Below are 23,742 nucleotides of genomic sequence, written 5' to 3' on the forward strand. Positions count from 1 at the left end.
TCCTGACCCATGGCTCGCTTGCTCCCGCTCGCAGTGTTGGCTGCCCTGCTTCATGGCTGTGCGGGCGCCCCTTCCTTTGTCCTGTTCGGAGCGTATTTTCCGCTCTGGCTGCTCAGCGCATTGATCGGTATTCTGGGCGCCGTGATTGCCTGGCGTGTGTTCGTCGCAACCGGCTGGGCGGAAACCGTCCGCTTCCAGCTACTCGTCAATACGGCGATCGGCGTCATGATTGCCGAAATCGTCTGGCTACTCGGTGCGGGGCATCTATGAAAATGGCCGGCGTCCGCCGCAGCCCGTTGGGCGGGAAACTGATTGCGCTGGTCATCGTCCTGCTGGCCGTCGCGCTTTCCATCTATGCATACGCACGTACGTCCGGATATCCATCGACCGACGATGCCACGCTCGACGCGGATCTGGTCCACGTGGCATCTCCGGTTGGCGGGCGGATTGCGCGCATCCTGGTCACCGAAAACCAGCACGTGTCCAGGGGCGACGTCCTGTTCGAAATCGACCCCGTCCCCTACCGGCTCGCCCTGGCCCAGGCGCAGGCAGACCTCGAGCTGGCAAAGGCGATGCTCGGCACGCGGCGCCGCGCCGTCGGGACCGAGCGCGGCACGGCGTCGGTCGCCTCCGATCAGATCGCCCGCGCCGAGCAGAACTACGCGCTGGCCCAACGTACCGTGGAACGGTTGCGCCCGCTCGCCGCCGACGGCTACGTGCCGAAGCAACAGCTCGACCAGGCCGAGGTGGCCAGGAACGATGCGGCGGTGACCCTCAAGCAGGCGCAGGTACAGCGGGCCACGACGGCGCAGGCCGTTGGCAACGAGGACGACGCCATCGCCACCGTGCACGCGCGGGAAGCAGCATTGGCCATCGCCCAGCGCGCGTTGGACGATACCGTGGTCCGCGCCCCGCATGATGGCCGCGTCATCGGCCTTACGGTGCTGGCCGGCGAAGTCGTGATTCCCAACCAGTCGCTGTTCGTGCTCGTTCATACCGGAGAGTGGTTCGCGGTCGCAAACTTCCGCGAAACGCAACTTGGCCATATCCGTGTCGGCGACTGCGCCACGGTCTACTCGATGATCGACCGGCGCGAGGCGATTCGTGGCACCGTGCAGGGCATCGGAGTGGGTATCACCGACACCGACCGCCTCAACCTGCCGCGCTCCCTTCCCTACGTGCAGCCTTCCGTGAACTGGGTGCGCGTGGCGCACCGGTTCCCGGTGCGCATCAAGCTGGACGAGCCACCGGAGGCGCTGGCGCGGGTCGGGGCGAGTGCGACGGTCGAGGTCGGGCGTGGCGCATCCTGCCGCTGAACGGCGCCGCATCGGCATTGCCGACCTCGGCGCGCTGCTCGCGCCGTTTCCAGGGCGCGCGGCCGCCACCACGCGCATCGCCGTGGCCAGCACGCTGACCGTGCTGATTGCCGCCATGTACGGCACGCCGGAAGCCGCCATCTCGGCGTACGTGATCTTTTTCGTCAATCGCGCGGACCGAACCAGCAGTATCGTGATGAGCATCGCCATGCTGATCCTGGTCAGCCTCATCGTCGGGCTGGTGATCGTGCTGGCCAATTTCACGCTCGACAACCCCATGCTACGCGTCGCGTGCATGACGGTGTTGTCGGTCGGCCTGCTCTTCCTGACCTCCGCGAGCAAGCTGCGCCCTGTCGGGGCCATCGTGGCGATGATCGTCGGCTTCGGCCTGGACGAGCTCGGCCTCGTGCCCGGCGGTGAGGTCGCCACACGGGCGCTGCTGTACACGCTGCTGATGGTGGCGATTCCCATCGGCGCGAACGTGGTGGTCAACCTGCTCATCGGACCCTCGCCGCGGCGGCTGGCAGGTGCGCGGCTGGCGCATTGCCTGACTGTCGCGGCGCAAAGCCTGCGCGATCCGCAATCGCACTGCGCCGCCCTGGAGAAGGTGTTGCGCGATGGCGTCCAGCCCGTGGACGGGTGGCTCAAGCTGGCAAAGTTCGAAGGCAGCGCGAACACGGCGGACGTACTGGCGCTGCGCCAGGCGACGACCTCGACCACGGCAATCCTGATGGCCGCCGATGTCGGCTGCCGGCAGGCCGGGGCGAGACTGCCAGCCGTCTTCGCGATGCCGGCGGCCGACACGCTCGAAGCCATGGCGCGCATGCTCGCAACAGGCGGCTATCCCGTCGACATCACACTGCCGTGGCCCGATGTCACGGTGTTGTCACCGGTGCAGCAATCCGTGGCGCAGGCGCTGCGCGATGCCATCGAACACTATGCCGAGCCCGACGCGCCGGCCGCATCCAGCGCCCCGCAGCGCGAGCCGGCCGGGAAATCCGGCGGATTCCTGGATGCCGACGCCTTCAGCAACCGTGCCCATGTCCACTACGCGCTGAAGACCACCGGCGCGGCAATGTTCTGCTACCTGCTTTACCAGCAGTTGAACTGGCCTGGCATCCATACCTGCTTCATTACGTGCTACCTCGTGTCGCTGGGTACCGCGGCGGAATCCGTCGAGAAGCTTGCCCTGCGGCTGGCAGGGTGCGTGGCTGGCGCGGCAGTGGGCACCGCGACCCTCGTCTATATCGTGCCGGCACTCGATTCCGTCGGCGGGCTGCTGGCGCTGGTGTTCGTGGGCACCTGGCTGTCCGCCTGGGTGGCCACAGGCTCGCCGCGTATCGCGTACGCGGGCCTGCAGATCGCGTTTGCGTTCTATCTCTGCGTCATCCAGGGGCCGGGGCCGGGGTTCGACCTGACCATTGCGCGTGACCGCGTGATCGGCATCATCATCGGCAATCTGGTCGTGTATGGAGTGTTCACACGCGTCTGGCCAGTCAGTATCGCCGGGCGTATCGAAGCGACACTGTCGGCGCTGGTCAGCGAGTGGCAGCAACTGATCGACGCCCCGCGGGCCGCCGTGCGCCGCCGGCATGCCGCCAGTGCCCAGGCCTTGCACGGCAATATCGCGCAGGACTTGCTGCTGACAGGCTACGAACCTGCCTCCGTCGGTCCCTCGTCCGCGTGGGTGGAAACCCGCCGGCAGCGGCTGCGCGTACTCGACGCGGTGGCAGGCATGCTGTTCATGCTCGCGGAGCGGTATCCGGGCGACCCCGCGGTCGCCGCGCGGCTTCATGCGGTGAGTACCGACGAGGCGCCGCCCGCCGTTCAGGACATCCGTCCCGGGGACGACCAGGGCGGCCAGCGCGACCAAAGCGACCAAAGCGACCAAAGCGGCCAGAGCGACCGTACGCGCGACGCCCTGCTTGCGCTGGTCGATGAACAACTGTCTGCATCGCGTCCGGGCGCGGTCACTTCCTCCCCTTCCCATGCGCAACCCTGATTCCTTCGCGCTGCTGCCGCTTTGCGCGCTGCTGACCCTGACCGGCTGTGCCACGTCGGCGCTGGACCTTGCGCCGCCGCGGCCCGACCTGCCATGGCAGCCGGCCACCACGGCCACGGGGGAGATCGTCGCCGGTGCGGCAAGCAAGCCCACGCCGCAGGACAGACCATCGAACCATGTGCTGCCGGCAAATACCGCGCTGGGAACGATTGCCCCGCCGGCGCCGCTCGATCCCGCTCACGACTACACGCTGCCCGAGCTGATCGACCTGGCGGAATCGTCCAACCCACTGACGCGGGTGGCATGGAACGATGCCCGCAATGCCGCACTGGCGACCGGCATTGCTCGCAGCACCTATCTTCCACGGCTATCGGTATCGGCAATGGGCGGCTGGCAGAACGGCCATCTGTCCAGTCCCACCGCGCTGGGGCAGGCAGGCGCGGACATCTCTCACCAGGGAGCGGTATCGGTGCTGTCGCTGCAATGGCTGCTGTTCGATTTCGGGGAGCGGGCCGGCGTGGTGGAAGCCGCGGAGCAGATGACGGTGGCTGCGAACATCGCGTTCACCTCCATGCACCAGCGCATCATCCACGAGGTCAGCGTGGCGTATTACCGCTACCAGGCTGCCCGCTCGAGAGTGGCCACCGTGGACCAGGCCATGGCGAATGCCGATGCCGTGCTGACGGCCGCCAGATCGCGCTACCAGCGGGGCATCGGCACGGTGGTGGAGGTAGCACAGGCCACGCAGAACCAGGCGCAGACCAACCTGGCGAAGGTACAGGCACAAGGCGCGGCGACCGATGCCTATCTGGGACTGATCAATGCCGTCGGTATTTCTCCGCTGTCGAAGCCGCGGATCGCCGAGATGCCCGTGCGGCCCCTGTCCCCGGCGCTGCGCAGCTCGATCGAACAGATCGTGGAGCAGGCCATTTCCCAACGGCCCGATGTGCTGGCCGCCTACGCGCTCGAGCGCGCCAACGAGGCCCGTGTGAAGTCCGCCGAAGCCGCGTTCATGCCAAAGGTGTTCATGTCCGCGTTCGCCTCGTATGCGTCGGGGGGTTCGACCATTACAGCGATTCCACCCGTGGGACAGCAGCCGCCGACGGTCAACCTCAATGGCTATCGCTACGGCAACAGCGTGTTCCTGGGCGTGACGCTGCCGATCTACGACGGCGGCACGCGCTCCGCCGTGCTGGCGCAGGCGCGCAATGACGCGGACAGTGCGTCGGCAAGGTTGACCCGTGCAAAGGAGGAATCGGTACGCCAGGTGGTCGTCAGCCAGAGCGCACTGGAATCGAGCCTGGCCGCCTATGACGCCGCCAAGACCCTGGCCGCCGCCGCCCAGACCTCTTATGACGCGGCCTATAACGCCTATCGAAAGGGCGTCGGCACCGTCACCGAGGCCAACCTCGCACAGAACCAGTTGCTGCTTGCGCGCAATGCGTCGGCCGATGCCTATAGCGCGGCATTGGCCGCGGCGGCGACGCTGGCGCTCGCCACGGGGGACATCGGCAAGACACCCTGATGACATGGCGCCCCGCCAGTCGCGCGGCCTGGTTCCGCAGGCGGGTTGCCGGGTTGCCGGGCCGACACGGCTTCCGCTATTGGAGCGCCTGCTCCGCGGTTCGCGCCACGCGCGCAACCAGTTCGCGCAGCCACGTGTGACCCACGTCGTAATCGTCGCGCCCATGCCATACCGCGCACATCGTCTCGTGCCCGCCTGCATAGGGCGACGCGCGGCAAATCAAATCGCTGTTGCTGGCAAGCGCCTTCGCAAGCAGAGATGGCACCACCGCCAGCATATCGGTATCGCGCAGTAACGCCGGAATGGCGAGCGAGTGGGGAACCGTCACTCGCACGCGCGGTATCGCCTGCGCTTCGTTGAAAGCGTGCTCCAACGCCCGCCGGTCGAACATCTCCGACTGTCGCGCCAGGCCGCGCTCCACGATAAACCCTCCCACCGCGCCTTCCTCGTGCCCGCCCACCGATAGCGTGACCAGCGGATACTTCCCCAAATCCGCAACCTTGAGTTTCCGGCGTGAGGCAGGATGCCCCCTTCGCATCAGGATCGACTCTCCCTGCGACATCAGCTCGCGCGAACTGAAGCGCGAGGGTACCTGCGAGAAGATGCCGATGGCGAGATCGATGCGCCCGAGATCGATCTGCTCCGCGAGGTCCAGCCGTGTCGAAGGCCGAATCACGAGGTCGACCGCGGGCGCCACCGTCAGCAGTTCGCGCGACAGCGGGGCGATGATGACTTCCGTCACAAGATCGTTGGCCGCGATCACAAATCGTCGCTGGGATTGCTCCGGGGCAAAGGGCGCCATGCCAAATGCATCCTGAATGCGACGCAGGGAGTCCAGCAGGCTTGGCGCCATCGCCATCGCGCGGCCGGTAGGCTCCATGCCCTTCCCCGTTCGGATGAACAGCTCATCGCCCACCAACTCACGCAGCCTGCGAAGCGCATGGCTTACCGCCGATTGCGTGAGATGCAGGCGCTTGCCTGCCAGAATCAGGTTGCGTTCTTCGTAGACAGCCTCGAATACCTTCAGCAGGTTCAGGTCCGTGCGGCCGATGCTCATGATCGCGGCTTGGTGAGTTGAATCGCATGCATTATGCGCTTGCACATACATCAATTCCACTCAATCCGGTCTCGGCGCAATATTGGGTGCATCCATTCACAACCGTTTCCCCGCACCATGACAGCCGACATTCTCAACAACGATCGCGAAGCGCTGATCGAGCGTTGCATTCCCTTCCTCGAGGAAGTCAAGGACATCACGACCAACAGCGATATCGAGCGCTGGCTCAACGAGAAGTACGGGCCCGGCAGCGAGCTCTACCAGACCTTGTCGCGGTTGATCCGGAAGGGCGTGGAAGACGGCTGGGCCGCCAACGTCGAGATCGACGGCCCGAAATATCGCCGCAGCCGCATCGCCGAACCCACCGCGCGCACGCTGCATTTCAGCATCACGGCGGTCTACATGGACAGCACGGACAACCAGCAGGGGCATCCGGATCGCCGTTTCCGCGGGCAATACCATGGCCACCCCTATGGAGAATTCAATATGGTTGTGCCGTTGAACCAGGGCGCCTTCCTCAACGGTCCCGATGGCTGGCGCGCGGAAGGCTGGACAGCTCCCGCGCCGGGCAGCCATCACTATCCGGAAGCGAAAGGCGGCGCGGTGATCGCACTGTTCTTCCTGCCATCGGGCCGGATCTCGTACCATCCGGCGCCGCAGGAGTAGTCCATGCTCCAGGACACCATGCCCCAGGACGCCATCGCACGATGCGTTGCCTCGGTGGCAAGCGGCCGCCGCTCGGTCCGCGCCTTCAAACCCGTGCCGCTACCCAGGGAGGTCGTGGAGCAGATTCTGGAAGATGCCTCGACCGCACCGAGCGGTGGCAATACCCAGCCGTGGCGCGTGTACGTGGTGACAGGCGCGTTCAAGGATGCGTTGACGGACAGGCTGGTCAAGGCCTTCCGCGCCGGCGACATGCCGGCGCCCGCCCATTTTCCCGACCCGTTGCCCGATACGTATCGGGCAAGGGTGATGGACTTTGGCGCGCGCTACTACGCCTCGCTGAATATCGACCGGAACGACGTGGCATCGCGCATGCGTCAGACCGAGCGGAATTTTTCGTTCTTCGGCGCGCCGGTGGGACTCATCATCGGCATCGACCGCCGGCTGAAGCCGCATAGCTGGATCGATATCGGCCTGTTCGCGCAGAACCTGATGATCGCGGCGAAAGCCCGGGGCATCGATACCTGCCCACAGGTCGCGTTTGCGCAGTTGCACGACCAGATCGCATCTCACCTGCAGATGCCCGACGAGGAGATCACCGCGTTCGGTATCTCCATGGGGTACGCGGATGCGGAAGCGCCGGTCAATCAGACCAGAACGCCGCGACAGTCCGTGCCGGACTTTGCCCGGATGCTCGGCTTCCCACCGGCCTGACCTCCCGGAAGCCTCTCTTTTCGTCCGCCGCCAAGGCCGGGCTGCCCACTACACGATCGGCAGCCCATTGTCCCAATCCGCCTGACGCCCACTCGTGGTGCCAATGCACCGTTCCGGTTCGCGCGCATGAGCGCGAGCCGCGTCCCCAGATACGGACCAGCAACATCGTATCTCGCTGATTTAAAAGAAATAACGTCAACTTCTTCCAGCGCTGCATACAGCCGATACGATCTGGCACAGCGATTGCATTTCATTGCATCCAATACCATCGAAAAGAGGTTAGGACTTTCCCTAAAAAATGCTTTTTTATCAACTTAATAGGCGCGAATGACGCGATTTTCCTTGGTGTCACGTTATTAATGCATGCAACAATGCGCCAACTGCCGACAATAAAAGTGATCTCATCGGTATGAGGCGCCACTGAAGAATGTGGCTGCATACATAACGCCGCCGGCTGTGTCCACACGAACTCACAAGAGATACGCATGAAAAAACTGTCCCGACTTCTCCTCCCTGCCCTTGCCTTGTCGTGTGCAAGCGCTGCTTCGGCCGCCGACGAGCCTCTGCGCATCGGTGTGATCGCCACCTACTCGGGGCCTTACGCAGACTATGGTCGGCAATTCGATGCCGGGATGGACCTTTACCTCAAGCAGCACGGCGGAAAGCTGGGGGGCCGGCCCGTCGAACTGGTCAGGAAGGACACCGGCGGCCCCGCCCCCGAGACAGCAAAGCGGCTTGCACAGGAACTGATCGTCCGGAACAAGGTGCAATTGCTGGCCGGGCTCGACTTCAGCCCGAACGCGTACGCGGTCGCGTCCGTGGCGACCCAGGCGAAGATTCCGACCGTAGTCATGAATGCCAGCTCGTCCGGCATCACTGCGTCGTCGCCGTATGTGTCGCGCGTGTCGTTCACGGTCGAGCAGGTGTCCGCCCCGATGGCCAGGTGGGCGGCGAGGAACAAGATCAAGGAGGTCTATACGGTGACCGCCGACTACGCGTCCGGCGCAGATGCCGAGTCGGCATTCACCAAGGCATTCACGGCCGAGGGCGGAAAGATTGTGGGAAGTGTCCGCACCCCCATGAGCAATCCGGATTTCTCGGCTTACGTGCAGCGCATCAAGGATGCCAAACCGCAAGCGGTGTTTATCTTCTTCCCCTCCGGCGTGATGCCTCCCGCCTTCCTGAAGACGTGGAAAGAACGGGGCATGGACGATGCCGGGATCAAGCTCATTGCCACGGGCGAAGCCACCGATGACAGCTACCTCGCCGCAACCGGCGATGTCGCGCTGGGACTGACGACCAGTCACCACTACTCCTACGCCCACAAGTCGCCACTGAATCAGAAGTTCATTTCCGATTTCTATGCGGCCTATGGCAAGAAGATGCGCCCCAGCTATTTCGCGGTGGCGGCATACGACGGCATGGCGGCATTCGATCTTGCACTGAAGAAGACGGGGGGCGACCCGGATGGCGCGAAGGTCATGGCAGCCATGAGCGGCCTCCAGTTCGAGAGCCCGCGCGGGCCGATCGAGATCGATCCGAAGACGCGAGACATCGTGCAGACCGTGTACATCCGCCGGACCGAGAAGGTCAACGGCGAGCTCGTCAACGTCGAGTTCGATTCCTTCGAACGCGTGGCGGATCCCGGCAAGGAAGCGAAGTAAAAGATGGGAACCGTTATTTTCGACGGAGTGGCCTACGGCATGCTCCTGTTTCTGATCGCGGTAGGCCTGTCCATCACGATGGGTCTGATGCATTACGTCAATCTCGCGCATGGCACCTTCGCCATGGCGGGAGGCTACGCCGCGTCGCTGGCGATGCAGCACATGGCCTTGAATTTCTATGCAAGCCTTGTTGCGGGCTTTGTCGCGGCCGCGGCGATCGGCGCCATCTGCGAAGGCCTGATCTTCAGGCGGTTGTATCGATCGAGCCCCCTCGACCAGTTGCTCATGTCGATCGGCGTCGTCTTCGTGTCGATCGCGGGAGCGACCTACTTCTGCGGTCCGTCGGTGCAGCCATTCGCGCTGCCCGCCAGCCTGCAGGGGCGCATGACGATTCTCGGCGTCGAAGCCGGCCACTACCGGTTGTTTCTGATCGCCTGCGGCATCGTCGTCTTTGCGGCGCTGCGACTCGCGATGACGCGCACCCGGTACGGCGCCATGGTGCGGGCGGCAGTCGACAATCAGCGCGTGGCAGAGGGTACCGGCATCCGCGTGCAGCGGCTCTTCATGCTGACCTTCTCGCTGGGGTGCGGACTGGCGGGCCTGGGCGGCGCGCTGAGTCTCGGGATGCTGGGCCTGGAGCCCACTTTCCCGCTCAAGTATCTCGTGTACTTCCTGATCGTGGTGTGCGTCGGCGGCGCCGGGTCCATCGTCGGCCCGTTCGTCGCGGCGCTCATGGTGGGATTGATCGACGTTGCCGGCAAGTACTACCTGCCGGAAATCGGCGCCTTCTTCATCTACGTCTTCATGGTCGCGGCCCTGCTGATTCGACCCAACGGTATTCTTTCGCGAAAGGCTCTTGCGTGAAAACGATCCCTCTGACGCCGCGCCACGCCGGACTTGCCGAGTTCGCGTTCTGGCTGGCCGTGGCAAGCAGCTATCTGTTCCTGCCCGACAAGCTACCACTGGTCAGCCAGATCCTCATCATGGGCCTGTTCGCGCTGTCTCTGGACATCGCGCTGGGGTACGCCGGCATTCTGACCGTCGGCCACGCAACCTTCTTTGGCATGGGCGCATACTGCGCCGGTCTGCTGGCCCGGCACTCCTGGAACGATCCGCTGCTTGGCATTGGCGCGGCGCTGGTCGTATGCGCCATCGCCGGATACCTGCTCAGTTATCTGATCGTACGCGGTGGCGATCTGGCCCGGCTCATGATCACGATCGGCGTGGGGGTACTGCTCGCTGAAATCGCCAATCGTGCAAGTTCGCTCACCGGAGGCACGGACGGGCTCCAGGGCATCGTCATGGCGCCGCTGTTCGGGCGCTACGAATTCGATCTGTGGGGACATACCGCGTTCTGGTACGCCTTCGCGGTCGTGGCAAGCGCCTTCCTGGTCGTCCGGCTGATGCTGCGATCGCCGTTCGGCCTCGTGCTGCGCGGCATTCATGACAACCGCAAGCGCATGCTCGCGCTGGGCTCCCCGGTCGACGCGCGGCTGCGCCTCGCCTACTGCCTGTCCGCCGCCTTTGCCGGTGTCGCGGGTGCGCTGCTGGCACAGACCACCCAGTTCGTCGGTATCGAATCGCTTGGATTCGCCAAGTCCGCCGAAATTCTCATCATCCTCGTCGTCGGCGGTGCGGGACGACTGTACGGCGGCATGGTGGGTGCCTTTGTCTATATGACGCTGCATGACGTGTTCGCCGATCTGGACCCGCAGTTCTGGATGTTCTGGCTCGGGATCTTCCTGATCGCGGCGGCCCTCGCCGGCCGCGGCGGCATCATGGGCCTGCTTGCCCGGCTGGCGCCGGTGGGGAGGACGCGATGAGCGAGACGCTGATGTTGCGCACCACGGATCTCGGCGTGCGCTTCGGCTCCTTCGATGCCGTAGGCGGCGTGAATCTGTGTATCGAGCCGGGTGCCAGACATGCCCTCATCGGTCCGAACGGCGCCGGCAAGACCACGCTGATCAATCTGTTGACTGGCGTGATTCGTCCCACCTCGGGCCGCGTCGAACTTGGCGGTCAGGACATCACGCACCTGCGCGCGGATCAGCGCGTGCGGGCGGGGCTGTCGCGAACGTTTCAGATCAACACGCTGTTTCCCCGGCTGACGCCGCTGAGTTCCGTCGTGCTGGCCGTCTGCGAGCGCGAAGGCCTGGGCGCATGCTGGTGGAAGCCCGTCGGGTCCATGCGCAAGATCCACGACGAGGCGATGGAGATCCTCGGCAGCCTTCGGCTGGCAGACCTTGCCAACGTACCCGTCGTGGAAATGGCGTACGGCAAGCAGCGCCTGCTCGAGATCGCCCTGGCGCTGGCCACCCAGCCTCGCATCCTTCTGCTCGACGAGCCGGCGGCCGGGGTCCCGGCAGGCGAAAGCACGGAGCTCTTCGAAGTCATCGCGGGGCTGCCGGAGGACATCAGTATTTTGTTTATCGAACACGATATGAATCTGGTCTTTCGATTTGCGCAGCGCATTTCCGTGCTCGTGGCCGGGAAAGTGTTTACCGAAGGCTCACCGGGGACGATTGCCAACGACCCTGGCGTGAAGGAGGTCTATCTCGGACGCAAGGGCAGCATCGCCGCCCTCTCCGGCAATGGCGCCGCTTCGGTTGGCCACGGAGTCGCAGTGCATGGCTAGCTCGCTGATTTTTGACAAGGTAACGGCCGGCTACGGTGAGGCCATCGTGCTCGAGGACATGACCTTCTCCATTCCAGATGGCGATAGCCTCGCGATCCTGGGGCGCAATGGCGTGGGCAAGACGACCGTGCTGGAAACCCTGATGGGCAACACGCGCGTGCGAGCCGGGTCCATCTACTGGCTAGGCGACGACATCACGCATCGTCCGTCCCATGCCAGGGCAAGGGCCGGCCTCGGCTGGGTGCCGCAGGAGCGCGAAGTTTTTCCTTCGCTGACGGTGGAGGAAAACCTCACGGTGGTGGCCACCCGCGGCTACTGGCATCTTCAACGCGTGTACGACTTGTTTCCCCGGCTCGCGGAGCGCCGGGGAAACTACGGCAACCAGTTGTCCGGTGGAGAACAGCAGATGCTTGCGATTGGACGCGCGCTGATGACCAACCCCCGCATCCTGCTGCTCGACGAGCCCATGGAAGGGCTGGCGCCGATCATCGTGGAAGAGCTCGCGCTCAGCATCCGTCGCATGCAGAGCGAGGCGGATCTTCCGTCGATCGTGGTGGAGCAGCATCCCAGCCTGGCGCTCGAGATGACCGACCACGTCATCGTGCTGGAGCGTGGAAGCATCGTTCATTCCGGCGCCAGCGCGGCACTGTCCAGTGACGCCGGCCTGCTTGAAAGGATGTTGGGCGTAGGCGCCCGCGACGCATCCCCACCCTCTCCGGAGACGAGTTCCAGCGGATGAGAATTCAAACGCCCTAGGCAAGCTTCCTGACGGCGCCACACGTCCGGCGCCGTCGCCTCAGACCATGTCCACAACCTTGTGCACCGCTCCCCGCGACCGGTGCGGGTAGCACTCGCCCTTCGATTTCTCAAAACAATCCACATGGCCTAGCGCCACATGACCAAGGAGAGATGTATGAAGTTGAGCCGTATTGCCGTGTCCGCTTGTTTCCTCGCCTTGCCACTGGGTGCCTACGCGCAATCCGTCACGCTCTACGGCGTGGTGGACACCGGTGTCGAGTTCGTCAATCACGTGGGGACGAACGGAAACGGCCTCGTGCGCATGCCGAACCTGACGGGCACGGTGCCATCCCGCTGGGGCATGCGCGGGTCCGAGGACCTGGGCGGTGGCATCAAGAGCGTGTTCGTGCTCGAGTCGGGTTTTGCGCCCGACAGCGGCAACTCCAACCAGGGTGGGCGCCTGTTCGGCCGGCAAGCCTTTGTCGGCCTGAATGGCCAATGGGGCCAGATCGCATTCGGACGTCAGTACTCGATGCTGTTCTGGGCCACCCTCGACACGGACACGCTTGGGCCGAACGCGTTCGGCAGCGGCTCGATCGATAGCTATCTGCCCAACGCGCGGCACGACAACGCGGTGACCTACAAGGGCAAGTTCGGAGGATTCACCGTCGGCGCGACCTACAGTCTGGGGCGCGATACGGTGCGGGCAAACAGCATCTCGGGCACGAACTGCGCCGGCGAGAATCCTGCCGACGTGCAGGCCTGCCGCGCCTGGTCGGCCCTGCTGATGTACGAGACGCCGCAATGGGGGACACACGTCGCCTACGACTCGCAGCGCGGCGGCGCCGATGCCTTTGGCGGCCTGACCAGCAGCAGCCTGAAGGACGACCGCTTGTCGGTGGGCGGCTATGCGCTGTTCTCCAGCGTGAAGGTCGGGCTCGGCGTCATCAACCGCAACAACGAAGGTTCCGCCAATTCGCCCGGCCATAGCCAGCTGTACTACGCCGGCGCGTCCTACGACGTGACGCCGGCTTTCAACGTCGCCAGCGAAGTGTTCTACGTCAAGTTCAGCAACAGCCCGAACAAGGCATGGCTCGGAGCGATGCGAGGGTCGTACTCGTTCTCGAAGCGCACGCTCGCGTACGCCACGGTTGGCTATATCGATAACCGGGGCTCGCTCGCCCTTTCGGTCAGCAACGCGGCGGGCGGCTCTGCGCCGGTGGCAGGTGCGAACCAGTTTGGCGCCATGCTGGGCATCAAGCAGATCTTCTGACGTCATCCCACCGCAAGGGGCTCCCCTGCAGCCGCGCTGAAGCGGAGCCTTCTTGCGAAACCATTTTTTTTTGCGTCCTCGGGCCATCCCATCGCAACAACCCATTTCACACCAGAGGAGACTTTGATGATTCGCACACGCCCCCCTGCCCACCGCGCACACCCCTGGCTTTCCGTGTTGGCCACCGCCACTGCCGCGCTGATGACGAGTGCCTGCGCGCCCTCCGCCACCACGTCTTCACCAGCGTTCTCGCCGGCCTCGCCGGCGGACACGGTTTACCTCAACGGCAAGATCGTGACGGTGGATCGGCGCTTCTCGATCGCGCAAGCCGTTGCGGTCAAGGACGGCAAGTTCATCGACGTGGGTTCCACCGAAGCGATCCGCCAGCACGTGGCGCCAGCCACTCGCGTCGTCGACCTTCAGGGTCGCACCGTCATCCCCGGCATGATGGACAGCCATAGCCACATGATCGGCGCGGGCACGGCGGAAACCACGGCGCAGGTCATCAGCGCAACGTCTGTGGCCGATACCCAGCGCATCATTGCCGAATTCATTCGCCGTAAAGCCATCGCGCCTGGCGCATGGGTGCTGTCGGGCCGCTGGCACCCGCCGTCGCAACTGGCCGAGCACCGCTACCTGACGCGTCAGGAGCTCGATGTCGCCGCGCCGGCCAACCCGCTGTTCGTGCAGACGGTGGGACACTTCGCCATGGCCAACACCAAGGCGCTGGAACTGGCAGGCATTACACGGGCCACCAAGGATCCCGTGGGTGGCAAGATCTACCGCGATGCCAACGGTGACGCCACCGGCCTGCTCGAGGAAACCGCGATCGATCTGGTCGAGCACAAGATCCCGCGACCCACGCGCGAGCAGCTGATTACCCAGCTGGTTGCCGCGCAGCACGTCTACAACGCGTCGGGCATAACCAGCGCCATCGATGCCGCGCTGACCGAAGACGAGATCGATGCCTATTTCGCCGTAGCCGAGCGCAAGCAATCCACGGTACGCACTGGCGTGATGTGGAAACCGGTTGCGCTCACCGCGGCGGATTTCGAGAAGCAACTGAACGCGGCCAGGTTCAAGGACGACACCGGAAACGACTGGGTGCGCACGGCCGGCATCAAGATCGTGTCGGATGGCGGCATGACGCTGAAGTCCGCCTATATTCACCAGGCCTACGCGGACGACCCTCACAACCACGGCACGCTGGCGCTGGACCCCGTCGCCTACAAGCAGAGCGTGATACTGGCCAACCGGCACGGCTGGCGCGTGGGCACGCATGCCGTGGGCGACGCCGCCGTGGACCTCGTGCTGGACGCCTATGCCGGAGCAGACAAGGACCGCTCGCTCAAGGATCGTCGCTTCGTCGTGATCCACGGCAGCCTCATGACGCGCGAGCAGATGCAGCGGGCCAAGGCGCTCGGCGTTCGCGTGGACGCGCAGAACATCTTCATGTGGGACAAGGCTGCCACCGTGGAGAAATACATGGGCACCGAACTGGCCGGCCGGGCCGTACCGACGCGCTGGCTCGTCGACACGCTCGGCATCGAGGGCACCGCCGCCGGCACCGACAACCAGGTGAACATCCTCAATCCGTTCGTTGGCCTCTACATCATGGTCACGCGCAAGGACCCGCGCGGCAAGGTGTATGGCGCCGACCAGGCCATTTCGCGCGAAGAGGCGCTGCGGCTGTACACCAACGCCGGGCCGTATTACACGTTCGAGGAGACGCGCAAGGGATCGATCGAGCCGGGCAAGTTTGCCGATATGGTGGTGCTGTCCGCGGACTACACCACCGTGCCGGAAGACCAGATCAAGGATATCAAGCCCGTGCAGACCATCGTCAACGACAAGGTGGTGTACCAGGCGTCGAACTGATCGGCGCGCGGCCTGGGCAAATGCCGATTGGCGTTCAGGCCGCCGTGACGAACAAGCGCATCGCGGGCATGACCTGCGATGCCTGCTCCGGACGATCCAGCGCGGTCTCGAGATTGAGGCGGGCCACATTGACGTGTTCGGTCGCCAGCGCCTGGGCGCGGGTCCCTTCGCCACGCTGCATGGCATCGAACAGGCTGTGATGCTGGCGATGCGCGTAGACCAGCCATTGCTGGCCCTCTTCCACGGCGGACTGCATCGGCAGCATGGCGCTGGCCGCGGCGAACGGCAGGCGATTGTTGAGTTCGATGGCGCGTACCAGCGCGCTGTTGCCGCTGCCCTCGACGATCAGCGCGTGGAAGCGATCATTCATATTGCTGTACGCGACGTAGTCGTCGTAGTCGAGTTGCGGCTTCATCAACGCGCGATCGCCCTCGCGAAGGCAATCCTGCAGATCGAGCGTCAATTGCCGCGAGAGCCCATGTTCGGCCACCAGCCGCGCGGCCATGCCTTCGAGATGCCCGCGCACGGCAATCGCGTCCTGGATTTCGCGCGGCGTGAAGCGCCGCATCATGTAGCCACTGCTGGGCGATGGCTCGATCAGGCCCTCCTGCTCGAGCGATGCGAGAGCCAGCCTGACCGGCGTGCGCGAGACGCCGAGCTTCTCGGCCAGCGGGATCTCCGCGAGACGCGCGCCCGGCTCGAACTCGCCCTTGAGGATCAGGTCGCGCAGTTGTACCAATACCCGGGTCTGGTGGGATTCCATGACGCCTCTCATTGTTTTGATTTCCGGCAGCACTGCATACGAACTTGTAGACACTGCATGCAATGGCGGTATGGTACACCAGCGCGGCCGCTCAGGCTGGCACGAGCGATTTCAGAGCAACCGACTCGTCCCGCAATAGCGCCGCATCGGACCGCACGCGAGCGGCAACCAGGCGCCGCGCGGCCATATGGTCAATGGGCCGATTCACCGAATCCGCGCCGATGAGGATGCCGTCACGCAAGTACAGGGCGGTGAACTTGCCGCTCGCCACCTCGCCGCGCAGCACGATCTCTTCGCGTCCCTCCGAAGTCCCCACCATTTGGACCTTGTAGCCGTACTGATCCGACCAGAACCACGGCACGGCCTCGTACGGCGTGGCGCAATCCGCCAGCGCGGCGGCAGCGACCCGGGCCAGGTCGTTTGCGCTCTGGATGGACTCGACGCGCACGCGCCGATCGGCCGGGCCGCCGCGAGCCGAAGCATTGAGCCAGGGGTTCGGGTACGACGCGCAGTCGCCGGCTGCCACGATCAGGGGATCGCTGGTACGCGCGAAGGCATCGACCACGATCCCGTTGTCGACGGTCAGCCCGCAAGCTTCCGCCAGCTCCGCGTTGGGAACGACGCCCAGGCCAGCGACGACCATGCCCGCCGGAAGCACCTCGCCCGATTCGAGCTCCACTGCCTCGACCGTCCCCTGCCCGACCAGACGGCGCACACGCGATGCCATGCGGAAGTGCACGCCCTGCCGTTCATGCGCCTGCATCAGGAACGACGAGATCAGTGGCGGTACCGCGCGCTGCAGCAGCCGCTCCTGCATTTCGACCACGGTAACGTCGAGGCCGAGCACGCGCAGCGCGGCGGCTACCTCCAGCCCGATGAACCCGCCGCCGATCACCACGGCATGGCGCACGCGGCTGGCGCTATCCCGAATCGCGCCGGCATCGGCCAGATCGCGCAGGTAATGCACGTTGGCAAGCCCCGCTCCTTCGCAGGACAACGTACGGCAGCGCGCCCCCGTCGTCAGCGCCAGACGGTCATACCCGAGCGTGCTGCCATCGGACAACGCGACCGTGCGCGCAGTGCGGTCGATACGGAGCGCCCGGACACCGGTACGCAGCACGATGCGCTCTTCCGCGAAGCGCTCGGGCGACTGCAAGGGCAGGCTCGACGCATCCACCTCGTCGCGCAGGAACCCTTTGGACAATGGCGGCCGTTGATACGGCAGATGCGGCTCGTCACCGATCATGGTGATCGCGCCCGCGAAGCCGTTGGCGCGCGCGGCCAGCGCGAGCTGGGTACCCGCATACGAGGCGCCGAGGATGACGAGGTCTGCCATGCTCTACCCCTGCGTTGCCGGCACGCGCACGATCATGCCGTCCAGTGCATCGCTCAGGACGATCTGACAGCTGAGCCGGCTGGCGTCCGTGCGCTCGGCGGCCACGCCTTCGAGCAGTTCGTTCTCCATCTCGTCGGGAGCGGGCAGCTTGTCCAGCCAGGCCGGATCGATGTACACGTGGCACGTGGCACACGAGCAGCAGCCGCCGCACTCGGCGTCGATACCGCGCACGTTGCTGGCAATGGCCAGCTCCATCAGGGTCTTTCCGTTGGCCGCCGCCACCGTCTTCGTGTTGCCGTCCTTCAGGACGTAGGTAATTGTCGGCATGACATCCTCACTGCTTGATCTTTAGAACGTGTCGAAGTATTCGCGCTGCTCCCAGTCGCTCACTTCGAGGTTGAAGCGATCGATCTCGGCCTGCTTGATATGGCAGAAGTAATCGACGAAACCATGGCCCATGCCTTCGCGCAGCACATCGTCCTGCCGCAGGCAGTCCAGCGCCTCGTCGAGCGTCTTGGGCAGATAAGGTGCCGGGGTCTCGTAAGGCGAGTCCGCGGACGGACCCGGGTCCAGCTCACGGCGAATACCATCGAGCCCGGAGACAATCTGCGAGGCGAGATACAGATACGGATTGGCTGCCGGTTCCCCCACGCGATTCTCGATGCGTGTGGCCGTATCTCCGGCGCCGCCCAGGACTCGCAGCATCGCGCCACGGTTGTCGCGCGCCCAGATCGCGCGGTCCGGCGCCAGCGAGAAGGCGCGAAAGCGCTTGTAGCCGTTGATGGTCGGCGTGGAAAACGCGGTGGCGGCGCAGGCGTGCTGGAGCAGCCCGCCCATGTAATGACGTCCGACCGCGGACAGGTCGTCGCCAGCACGCTCCGGCATCATCGCGTTGGTGCCGTCCTGCACGCGCTGCAGCGACTGGTGCAGGTGCCATCCGCTCGAGACCACGTTGCGGATCTTGGGGCGGCACATGAACGTGGCATGGTAGCCGTGACGTTTGCAGACCTGCTTCACCGCGCTGCGGAACAGCACCATGGCGTCGGCCGTCTCGCACGGGCTGGCTGGCGCGAACGTGAATTCGAACTGGCTCGGCCCGAACTCGATCTCCAGCGAACGCACGGGCAGGCCCAGTTGCTGCACGTTCTTGCGGATCAGTTCGATGACGGTCTCGGTGGCGTCGTAGCGCGACTCGGTCAGGAACTGGTAGCCATGCGACAGCAGACCGACGTCGGGCGGCTCGCCGGGCTGACCCGCGTCGTCGGGGGCCATATGCTCGCCGAGCAGCTTGAAGACGTGAAACTCCACCTCCAGCCCAGTGACCAGCCGATAGCCTTCGGCCTCCAGCTGTTGCTCGGCATTGCGCAACTGGCGGCGCGTGGCGAACGGCACGGCACGGCCGTCGTGGAAGTACGGATCGCAGAGCACCCAACCCGTGTTCGGCGCCCACGGAAGCACCTTGAACGTGGTCGGGTCAGGTATCAGCGTGACGTCCGCCCCGCCCTGCATGCCCGGAATATCGAAGCCACCGCCCGCCTGGAATACCGGAAACACCGTGCGGTGCGAGGTGTCCTTCGCAAACAGCGTGGTGGTGACGTTCAGACCGCTGCGCAATACACGCACCGCCTCCGATGCGACCAGGGCCTTGCCGCGCAGCACGCCGTGCTGGTCTGGGAAGGAAAAGCGAACGACGTCGATATCGCCCGCGCCGATCCGCCGCGCCATCTCGTCCGCCGCGCGCGACTGCGCCTCGGTCCAGAGGCCGAATTTGTCTACGAATGCCATATGGGTCCGGCCCTCCGCCCCGCGTCGCGCGCGCGGAAGGGCCGCCTAGGTAGTTGATGAGGTATGCAGTCCGATGACGTCAGGTGCGCGACGCCCACTCCGAGTCGGCGCGCCGCTTTGCGTCGGCACCGCGCCAGTAGACTTCGTGCTCCACGTTGCCGACGCTGACGCCATCGATCGACGGCGGGCCGGTCAGCGTGCTGGCCTCATCGACGTCGACCATCATCAATGCCTTCTCGCCGCGCTCGTTCGCCTCGATGGCTTCCACCAGCAGCTTTCGGTAGGCAATGATCCCCTTGTCGGTGGTACCCAGATGCTCGCGGGTACGGTCCTGGATCGGCCCCTGCGACTCGACGGCCCACTGGTCGTGCACATTGATATCGTTGCCCATCCCGGTGTACGTCTTGGTCTGCTGCTCGTACGGATTGAAGCCGTACTGGTTGGCCTTGTTCTGGCGCGGGCGATAGTCGGGCAGCTCGTACAGTGCAAGGCGCTGGTCGCGCATCTGTTGCTTGTTCACGGGCTCGGTGAAGCTCGTGAAGATCGCGTACCAGTAGCAGCTGGTGTCGTCGATGGGCACATGCCATTGCGCGATGGTCATCTCGGCGCTCATCGGGATGATGAATGCCTGCGGGAACACGACATTGGTCACGCGCACGTGCTGCTCGCCTTCGCCCAGGTCGCGCAGTGCCGTCAGGCGCATGCCGTAGTCGGTCGAAGCAAGGTTGATCTGCGGGCATTCGAACTCGCGCAGCACCTTGGTGATCGGCATGGCCGAGTCGGCCGACGCGCCACGGAACTGCTTGCCATAGCTCTCGGAAGTGTCCTCGTCCTCGAAGAAGCGATGCAGGAACGAGGCATGTGCGGGATCGATACCGACTTCGAGTGCCTGGAGCCAGTTGCATTCGAGCAGCCCCTTGAATGCAAACGTGTACTGGTTCGGCGCGATAAAGCAGTCGAACGCCGGGAACGCGGGCGGCTCGCCTTCGCCAATGAAGGCAAACAGCATGCCGCTGCGTTCGACCACCGGGTAGGCCTTCTGCTTGATGCGGGTGCACAGCTTGCTGCCGGCCGGCTCGGCGGGGGTCTGCAGGCAGGTACCGTTGCGATCGAACAGCCAGCCATGGAACGGGCAACGCAACCCACCGTCCTCGAGACGCCCGAAGCTCAGGTCCGCACCCCGATGCGGGCAGTCGCGATCGAGCATCCCGTACTGGCCCTGCTCGTCGCGAAACACCACGAAGTCCTGGCCCATCAGGCGCACGGCGCGGACGGGACGCTCCCCCTCGAATTCGTCGATCAGCGCAACCGGCTGCCAGTACTGGCGCAGCAGACGGCCAGCCGGCGCATCGGCACCCACGCGGGTAATGAAATCGTTCTGTTCCCTGGACATCATGATGGGGGATCTCCTGCTCGAAAGGCGGTTTGTGGATGAGTTGGCCGACGCCATATCGGCCTGTTGTATGCAGCAATACTATTCACTGCATACAGACAAAACAAGAGGGAGAACGAGCGAACATCAGCCGCCTCGATATCCGATACCTGTCACGACCCTGCTACTCCGCACTAACCATATGTTTTTATTACGTAAATTGCGGAATAATCCGATCGGAAACGCGTCGTAAGTGTTTACCCTTAAATGCAGGAGAACGTCACGATTGCATGCCGATTTCGGGTCTGCTGTACATTTTTGCGTACACCTTGCATGCAGCGCGCACCATTGTCGTGCGGCAGCGCTGCGGCGCGAGCGTGCCTGAGCGTGATGGCATTACAGCGACACCGCGATGGCGGCCGCGCGCGCGAGTGCCTGTTCACGCGCAGCCGGCATGGCCGGAGCGTCGGGGTGTGTCGGACCGAAGGCGATGGTCTCGATGGCATCCACGCCAATCATGCGCAGCCAATCCTCGAGATAGGGCTTCTGATGATCGAACGGCGCGAGCGGGGTGCCGGCCGCGTAGTCGAACGAACTCGCATAGATCACCACCGCGCGCCGGCCAAGCACCAGCCCTTCGTAGCCACGCTCCGGCGTCCACTTGAAGGTCAGCCCCGGCTGCGTGATCACGTCGATGTAATGCTTGATCCGATACGGCAGCCCCCAGTTCCACATCGGAACGCTGAACAGCAATACGTCGTACTCGAGAAGGCGTGCCACCTCCTTTTGCACGGTGGCCCATGCGGTGGCTTGCTCGGCCGTATGCTCGCGCCGGGCGAACACCGCGTATTTCGCGTTGAGTACGTCTTCGCGCATCTCGGGCAGATCGAGCTCCCAGAGGTTGAGCGTATCGATGCGCGGGTTCGCATGCTTGGCGGCATACGTATCGAGCAGCGCCTGCGCCACCATTGCCGACTGGCTGTTCTCGCGCGGCGAGCCGACGATATGAAGAATCTTGGTCACGTTGAATCCTTTGCTTGTTGCACCGATGATGGCGCGATCTAGCGCGCACGATCATCGGTTGTTTTTCACCGGGCTGCCGCGCCTTTCACGCGATTGCCCAGCCGATCAGAGATCCACCGCCAGGGACTCACCCTCGGCCCAGCACACGCAAACGCAGGCCAGCGCTTCGTTACTTCGTTGCGCATCGGTCAGGAAGCGGTCGCGATAGGAAACCTTCGAACCGCCCAGTACCTTCGTCGCGCACAACCCGCATTCGCCGCGCTTGCAGCTGTGCGGCACAGGGATACCGATGGACAGCGCGGCATCGAGGATCGAGGTACCGGGCTCCACACGCAACTCGCGCCGGGACCGGACGAACGACACGGTCACGGGCTTGTCGCTGCTCAGCGGCGCCGGTGCCTTGAACAGTTCGTGATGCACGCATGCCGCCGGGAAGCCCACCGCGGCAGCCGCATCCACCACCGCATCGATCAGTGCTGCCGGTCCGCAGGTGTAGCTGTGCGTGCCGGCGGGGCGGCCGGCCAGAAGTTCGGGCAAACGCATGCGCGCGCCGTGGTCCGCCGCGGTGTCATAGAGATGCAGCGCATCGCCGCAGATCTCGCGCAATGTGTCGACGAATGCCGCACCGTCAATGCCGCGCGCACTGTAGTGGACTTCGAACGACGTGCCCGCGCGCCGCAGCGCGCGCGCCATCGCCACGATGGGCGTCACGCCGATCCCGCCCGCGATCAGGATGGCGTGCCGCGTGGCCGGATCCAGCGGAAACTCGTTCTCGGGTACCTCGATCTCCAGCATACGGCCCACCTCCACCTCGTCGTGGAGATAGCGTGAGCCGCCACGCCCCGCGGCTTCGCGCAGCACCGCGATATCGCACCAGTTGCCGTCCGGCGCCACGTCCACAACGGTGTACTGCCGCGCCTCGCGCGTGCGGTCGTCCAGCACCGTGCCGATGCGCACATGGCCGCCAGCGGCAATCGTCGGGAGTGCCGGCCCCGCGGCAACGGCCAGCCGGAAGCGCTTGATGTCGCGGCCCACCATCTCGGTCTCGCTGACGGTCACCGGGTAGCGGCCGTCGTGCGCGTTCACCTCGGCGGGCGTCCGATAGCCGGCGCGCCGGGCAAAGCCGGTGACGTAGTCGGGAGTCGCCACCGACTCGTGCAGCCGCTTGGCCGGGCGCCCCGGCAGCGCCACCGTCGCCAGCGGAATTTCTCCGGCCCAGCATTGCTGCTCGTACAGCGCCTCGCCACCGAAAATGGCGAGACCGTCGGCCGGCGGCCCCGCACGGCGCTTCGCCGAGCCCTCTTCGATCCGCATGCGCACCATGATGATGCTGTGCAGTTCGGCTTCGGTGGGTTGCCTGACTTCGTCCCAGCGCCCCGGGAAATAGCGCGTGAGGAAATACTCGAGCTGTTCACGGCGCGCGGCCGGCTCGGCCACGCCTTCCGGCCGCCCGAAGATCATGACCGAGCGATAGTTCAGCGTGTGCGCCGAGGCCAGCCGCGACAGCACGTAGCCATCCAGCAGGGTGAAATTCACGCAAACGTTCACGCCCTGCGAGACATGCTTCAGCATGCGGCTGCCCGCGGAGCCATGCCAGTACACGTAATCGCCGTGGCGCCAGACCATGGTCGGCGTGGCGAACGGCTGGTCCTCGATCTGATAGGACACGACGCCATACAACGCCGCGTCGATGATCTCGTGGATGGCCTGCTTGTCATTCGAGCCCCGCCCACCGAACAGGCGCACCCGCGAGCGATCCGTCACGGGGTAGCTGGTGTCATTCATGTCTGTTTCCTTTTGCGGTCCTGATACCGCATGCCACTGGTATTGCCATGCTCCGGCACGATTGGTCCTGGCGAAAGGACCAATCCATGCGCCTCGACCAGTCCAATCCCCCAACCATCTTTTACCCAACTCACTAGGGATAACCCGGGACTGGGCAACCGAAGAATGGACACCGTAAAGGCTTCGGTCTAACTTACCCATGCCATTATCTTC

General features: G+C 64.7%; 21 protein-coding genes. 13 read left to right on the plus strand and 8 right to left on the minus strand.

Features of this window, described 5'->3' with window-relative positions; translation table 11 throughout:
• Nucleotides 1–9 precede the first annotated feature (9 nt).
• From AAHB16_RS12960 to AAHB16_RS12975, 4 genes are read left to right on the plus strand one after another with little or no spacing between them, the layout of a single operon-like run.
• The gene (locus AAHB16_RS12960) at nucleotides 10–270 is read left to right on the plus strand and encodes a hypothetical protein (protein WP_150377123.1); all 261 of its coding nucleotides are present in this window, start codon (nucleotides 10–12) and stop codon (nucleotides 268–270) included.
• The gene (gene mdtN, locus AAHB16_RS12965; protein ID WP_342051048.1) at nucleotides 267–1,316 is read left to right on the plus strand and encodes a multidrug transporter subunit MdtN; all 1,050 of its coding nucleotides are present in this window, start codon (nucleotides 267–269) and stop codon (nucleotides 1,314–1,316) included. Before AAHB16_RS12960 ends, mdtN begins: the two co-directional genes overlap by 4 nt.
• Nucleotides 1,297–3,318: an FUSC family protein gene (locus AAHB16_RS12970; RefSeq protein ID WP_342051049.1), complete on the plus strand. Its 2,022-nt coding sequence runs from the start codon at nucleotides 1,297–1,299 to the stop codon at nucleotides 3,316–3,318. Before mdtN ends, AAHB16_RS12970 begins: the two co-directional genes overlap by 20 nt.
• Nucleotides 3,305–4,843 carry a TolC family protein gene (locus AAHB16_RS12975; RefSeq protein WP_342051050.1) on the plus strand — a complete coding sequence of 513 codons (1,539 nt, stop codon included), beginning with the start codon at nucleotides 3,305–3,307 and terminating at the stop codon, nucleotides 4,841–4,843. Before AAHB16_RS12970 ends, AAHB16_RS12975 begins: the two co-directional genes overlap by 14 nt.
• 76 nt (nucleotides 4,844–4,919) lie before the next feature.
• Here the strand turns inward: AAHB16_RS12975 and AAHB16_RS12980 are convergent, their stop codons facing one another.
• Complete coding sequence (locus AAHB16_RS12980; RefSeq protein ID WP_342051051.1) at nucleotides 4,920–5,900, minus strand: LysR substrate-binding domain-containing protein; 981 nt, start codon at nucleotides 5,898–5,900, stop codon at nucleotides 4,920–4,922.
• Nucleotides 5,901–6,017: 117 nt separating this feature from the next.
• On the opposite strand from AAHB16_RS12980, the gene AAHB16_RS12985 reads away from it, so the two are divergent.
• From AAHB16_RS12985 to AAHB16_RS13025, 9 genes are all read left to right on the plus strand, one after another.
• Nucleotides 6,018–6,566, plus strand: coding sequence for a 4-hydroxylaminobenzoate lyase (locus AAHB16_RS12985; RefSeq protein WP_342051052.1), 549 nt, complete (start codon nucleotides 6,018–6,020; stop codon nucleotides 6,564–6,566).
• A 3-nt stretch (nucleotides 6,567–6,569) separates the two neighbouring features.
• Complete coding sequence (locus AAHB16_RS12990; protein WP_342051053.1) at nucleotides 6,570–7,277, plus strand: nitroreductase; 708 nt, start codon at nucleotides 6,570–6,572, stop codon at nucleotides 7,275–7,277.
• A gap of 485 nt (nucleotides 7,278–7,762) precedes the next feature.
• Nucleotides 7,763–8,941 (plus strand): ABC transporter substrate-binding protein, encoded by a 1,179-nt coding sequence (locus tag AAHB16_RS12995; protein ID WP_342051054.1) that lies wholly within the window; start codon nucleotides 7,763–7,765, stop codon nucleotides 8,939–8,941.
• A 3-nt stretch (nucleotides 8,942–8,944) separates the two neighbouring features.
• Nucleotides 8,945–9,805, plus strand: a complete 861-nt coding sequence (locus AAHB16_RS13000; protein WP_150377115.1) for a branched-chain amino acid ABC transporter permease — start codon at nucleotides 8,945–8,947, stop codon at nucleotides 9,803–9,805.
• Nucleotides 9,802–10,764, plus strand: a complete 963-nt coding sequence (locus tag AAHB16_RS13005) for a branched-chain amino acid ABC transporter permease (protein ID WP_342051055.1) — start codon at nucleotides 9,802–9,804, stop codon at nucleotides 10,762–10,764. The genes AAHB16_RS13000 and AAHB16_RS13005 overlap by 4 nt, the downstream gene beginning before the upstream one ends.
• Nucleotides 10,761–11,576 (plus strand): ABC transporter ATP-binding protein, encoded by an 816-nt coding sequence (locus AAHB16_RS13010; RefSeq protein ID WP_342051056.1) that lies wholly within the window; start codon nucleotides 10,761–10,763, stop codon nucleotides 11,574–11,576. Before AAHB16_RS13005 ends, AAHB16_RS13010 begins: the two co-directional genes overlap by 4 nt.
• Entirely contained in the window at nucleotides 11,569–12,315 is a 747-nt protein-coding gene (locus AAHB16_RS13015) for an ABC transporter ATP-binding protein (protein WP_342051057.1), read from the plus strand. The genes AAHB16_RS13010 and AAHB16_RS13015 overlap by 8 nt, the downstream gene beginning before the upstream one ends.
• Nucleotides 12,316–12,489: 174 nt before the next feature.
• The gene (locus tag AAHB16_RS13020; RefSeq protein WP_342051058.1) at nucleotides 12,490–13,587 is read left to right on the plus strand and encodes a porin; all 1,098 of its coding nucleotides are present in this window, start codon (nucleotides 12,490–12,492) and stop codon (nucleotides 13,585–13,587) included.
• Nucleotides 13,588–13,713: 126 nt separating this feature from the next.
• Complete coding sequence (locus tag AAHB16_RS13025) at nucleotides 13,714–15,465, plus strand: amidohydrolase (protein ID WP_342051059.1); 1,752 nt, start codon at nucleotides 13,714–13,716, stop codon at nucleotides 15,463–15,465.
• 34 nt (nucleotides 15,466–15,499) lie between these two features.
• Here AAHB16_RS13025 and AAHB16_RS13030 read toward each other — a convergent pair whose 3' ends face one another.
• The 7 genes from AAHB16_RS13030 to AAHB16_RS13060 all read right to left on the minus strand — a co-directional run bounded on the left by AAHB16_RS13030 (nucleotide 15,500) and on the right by AAHB16_RS13060 (nucleotide 23,529).
• Nucleotides 15,500–16,228: a GntR family transcriptional regulator gene (locus AAHB16_RS13030; protein WP_150377109.1), complete on the minus strand. Its 729-nt coding sequence runs from the start codon at nucleotides 16,226–16,228 to the stop codon at nucleotides 15,500–15,502.
• Nucleotides 16,229–16,319: 91 nt separating this feature from the next.
• A complete protein-coding gene (locus tag AAHB16_RS13035; protein WP_342051060.1) occupies nucleotides 16,320–17,564 on the minus strand; it encodes an NAD(P)/FAD-dependent oxidoreductase in 1,245 nt (414 codons plus the stop codon).
• 3 nt (nucleotides 17,565–17,567) lie between these two features.
• Nucleotides 17,568–17,891, minus strand: coding sequence for a 2Fe-2S iron-sulfur cluster-binding protein (locus tag AAHB16_RS13040; protein WP_150377107.1), 324 nt, complete (start codon nucleotides 17,889–17,891; stop codon nucleotides 17,568–17,570).
• A gap of 21 nt (nucleotides 17,892–17,912) precedes the next feature.
• The gene (locus AAHB16_RS13045; RefSeq protein ID WP_342051061.1) at nucleotides 17,913–19,349 is read right to left on the minus strand and encodes a glutamine synthetase family protein; all 1,437 of its coding nucleotides are present in this window, start codon (nucleotides 19,347–19,349) and stop codon (nucleotides 17,913–17,915) included.
• 79 nt (nucleotides 19,350–19,428) lie between these two features.
• Nucleotides 19,429–20,745, minus strand: coding sequence for an aromatic ring-hydroxylating dioxygenase subunit alpha (locus AAHB16_RS13050; RefSeq protein ID WP_150377105.1), 1,317 nt, complete (start codon nucleotides 20,743–20,745; stop codon nucleotides 19,429–19,431).
• 372 nt (nucleotides 20,746–21,117) lie between these two features.
• On the minus strand, nucleotides 21,118–21,744 hold the full coding sequence (locus tag AAHB16_RS13055; protein WP_342051062.1) for an FMN-dependent NADH-azoreductase: 627 nt from the start codon (nucleotides 21,742–21,744) through the stop codon (nucleotides 21,118–21,120).
• A gap of 105 nt (nucleotides 21,745–21,849) precedes the next feature.
• Nucleotides 21,850–23,529 (minus strand): pyridoxamine 5'-phosphate oxidase family protein, encoded by a 1,680-nt coding sequence (locus AAHB16_RS13060; RefSeq protein WP_342051063.1) that lies wholly within the window; start codon nucleotides 23,527–23,529, stop codon nucleotides 21,850–21,852.
• Nucleotides 23,530–23,742: the final 213 nt, after the last annotated feature.

Source organism: Cupriavidus sp. OTU4054 (assembly GCF_038440175.1).
Lineage (GTDB): Bacteria > Pseudomonadota > Gammaproteobacteria > Burkholderiales > Burkholderiaceae > Cupriavidus > Cupriavidus pauculus_D.

Coding starts and splice junctions, on each gene's coding strand:
- AAHB16_RS12960 (WP_150377123.1), top strand. CDS start 10: ATGGCTCGCTTGCTCCCGCTCGCAGTGTTGGCTGCCCTGCTTCATGGC.
- mdtN (WP_342051048.1), top strand. CDS start 267: ATGAAAATGGCCGGCGTCCGCCGCAGCCCGTTGGGCGGGAAACTGATT.
- AAHB16_RS12975 (WP_342051050.1), top strand. CDS start 3,305: ATGCGCAACCCTGATTCCTTCGCGCTGCTGCCGCTTTGCGCGCTGCTG.
- AAHB16_RS12980 (WP_342051051.1), bottom strand. CDS start 5,900: ATGAGCATCGGCCGCACGGACCTGAACCTGCTGAAGGTATTCGAGGCT.
- AAHB16_RS12985 (WP_342051052.1), top strand. CDS start 6,018: ATGACAGCCGACATTCTCAACAACGATCGCGAAGCGCTGATCGAGCGT.
- AAHB16_RS12990 (WP_342051053.1), top strand. CDS start 6,570: ATGCTCCAGGACACCATGCCCCAGGACGCCATCGCACGATGCGTTGCC.
- AAHB16_RS12995 (WP_342051054.1), top strand. CDS start 7,763: ATGAAAAAACTGTCCCGACTTCTCCTCCCTGCCCTTGCCTTGTCGTGT.
- AAHB16_RS13000 (WP_150377115.1), top strand. CDS start 8,945: ATGGGAACCGTTATTTTCGACGGAGTGGCCTACGGCATGCTCCTGTTT.
- AAHB16_RS13010 (WP_342051056.1), top strand. CDS start 10,761: ATGAGCGAGACGCTGATGTTGCGCACCACGGATCTCGGCGTGCGCTTC.
- AAHB16_RS13015 (WP_342051057.1), top strand. CDS start 11,569: ATGGCTAGCTCGCTGATTTTTGACAAGGTAACGGCCGGCTACGGTGAG.
- AAHB16_RS13020 (WP_342051058.1), top strand. CDS start 12,490: ATGAAGTTGAGCCGTATTGCCGTGTCCGCTTGTTTCCTCGCCTTGCCA.
- AAHB16_RS13025 (WP_342051059.1), top strand. CDS start 13,714: ATGATTCGCACACGCCCCCCTGCCCACCGCGCACACCCCTGGCTTTCC.
- AAHB16_RS13030 (WP_150377109.1), bottom strand. CDS start 16,228: ATGGAATCCCACCAGACCCGGGTATTGGTACAACTGCGCGACCTGATC.
- AAHB16_RS13035 (WP_342051060.1), bottom strand. CDS start 17,564: ATGGCAGACCTCGTCATCCTCGGCGCCTCGTATGCGGGTACCCAGCTC.
- AAHB16_RS13040 (WP_150377107.1), bottom strand. CDS start 17,891: ATGCCGACAATTACCTACGTCCTGAAGGACGGCAACACGAAGACGGTG.
- AAHB16_RS13045 (WP_342051061.1), bottom strand. CDS start 19,349: ATGGCATTCGTAGACAAATTCGGCCTCTGGACCGAGGCGCAGTCGCGC.
- AAHB16_RS13050 (WP_150377105.1), bottom strand. CDS start 20,745: ATGATGTCCAGGGAACAGAACGATTTCATTACCCGCGTGGGTGCCGAT.
- AAHB16_RS13060 (WP_342051063.1), bottom strand. CDS start 23,529: ATGAATGACACCAGCTACCCCGTGACGGATCGCTCGCGGGTGCGCCTG.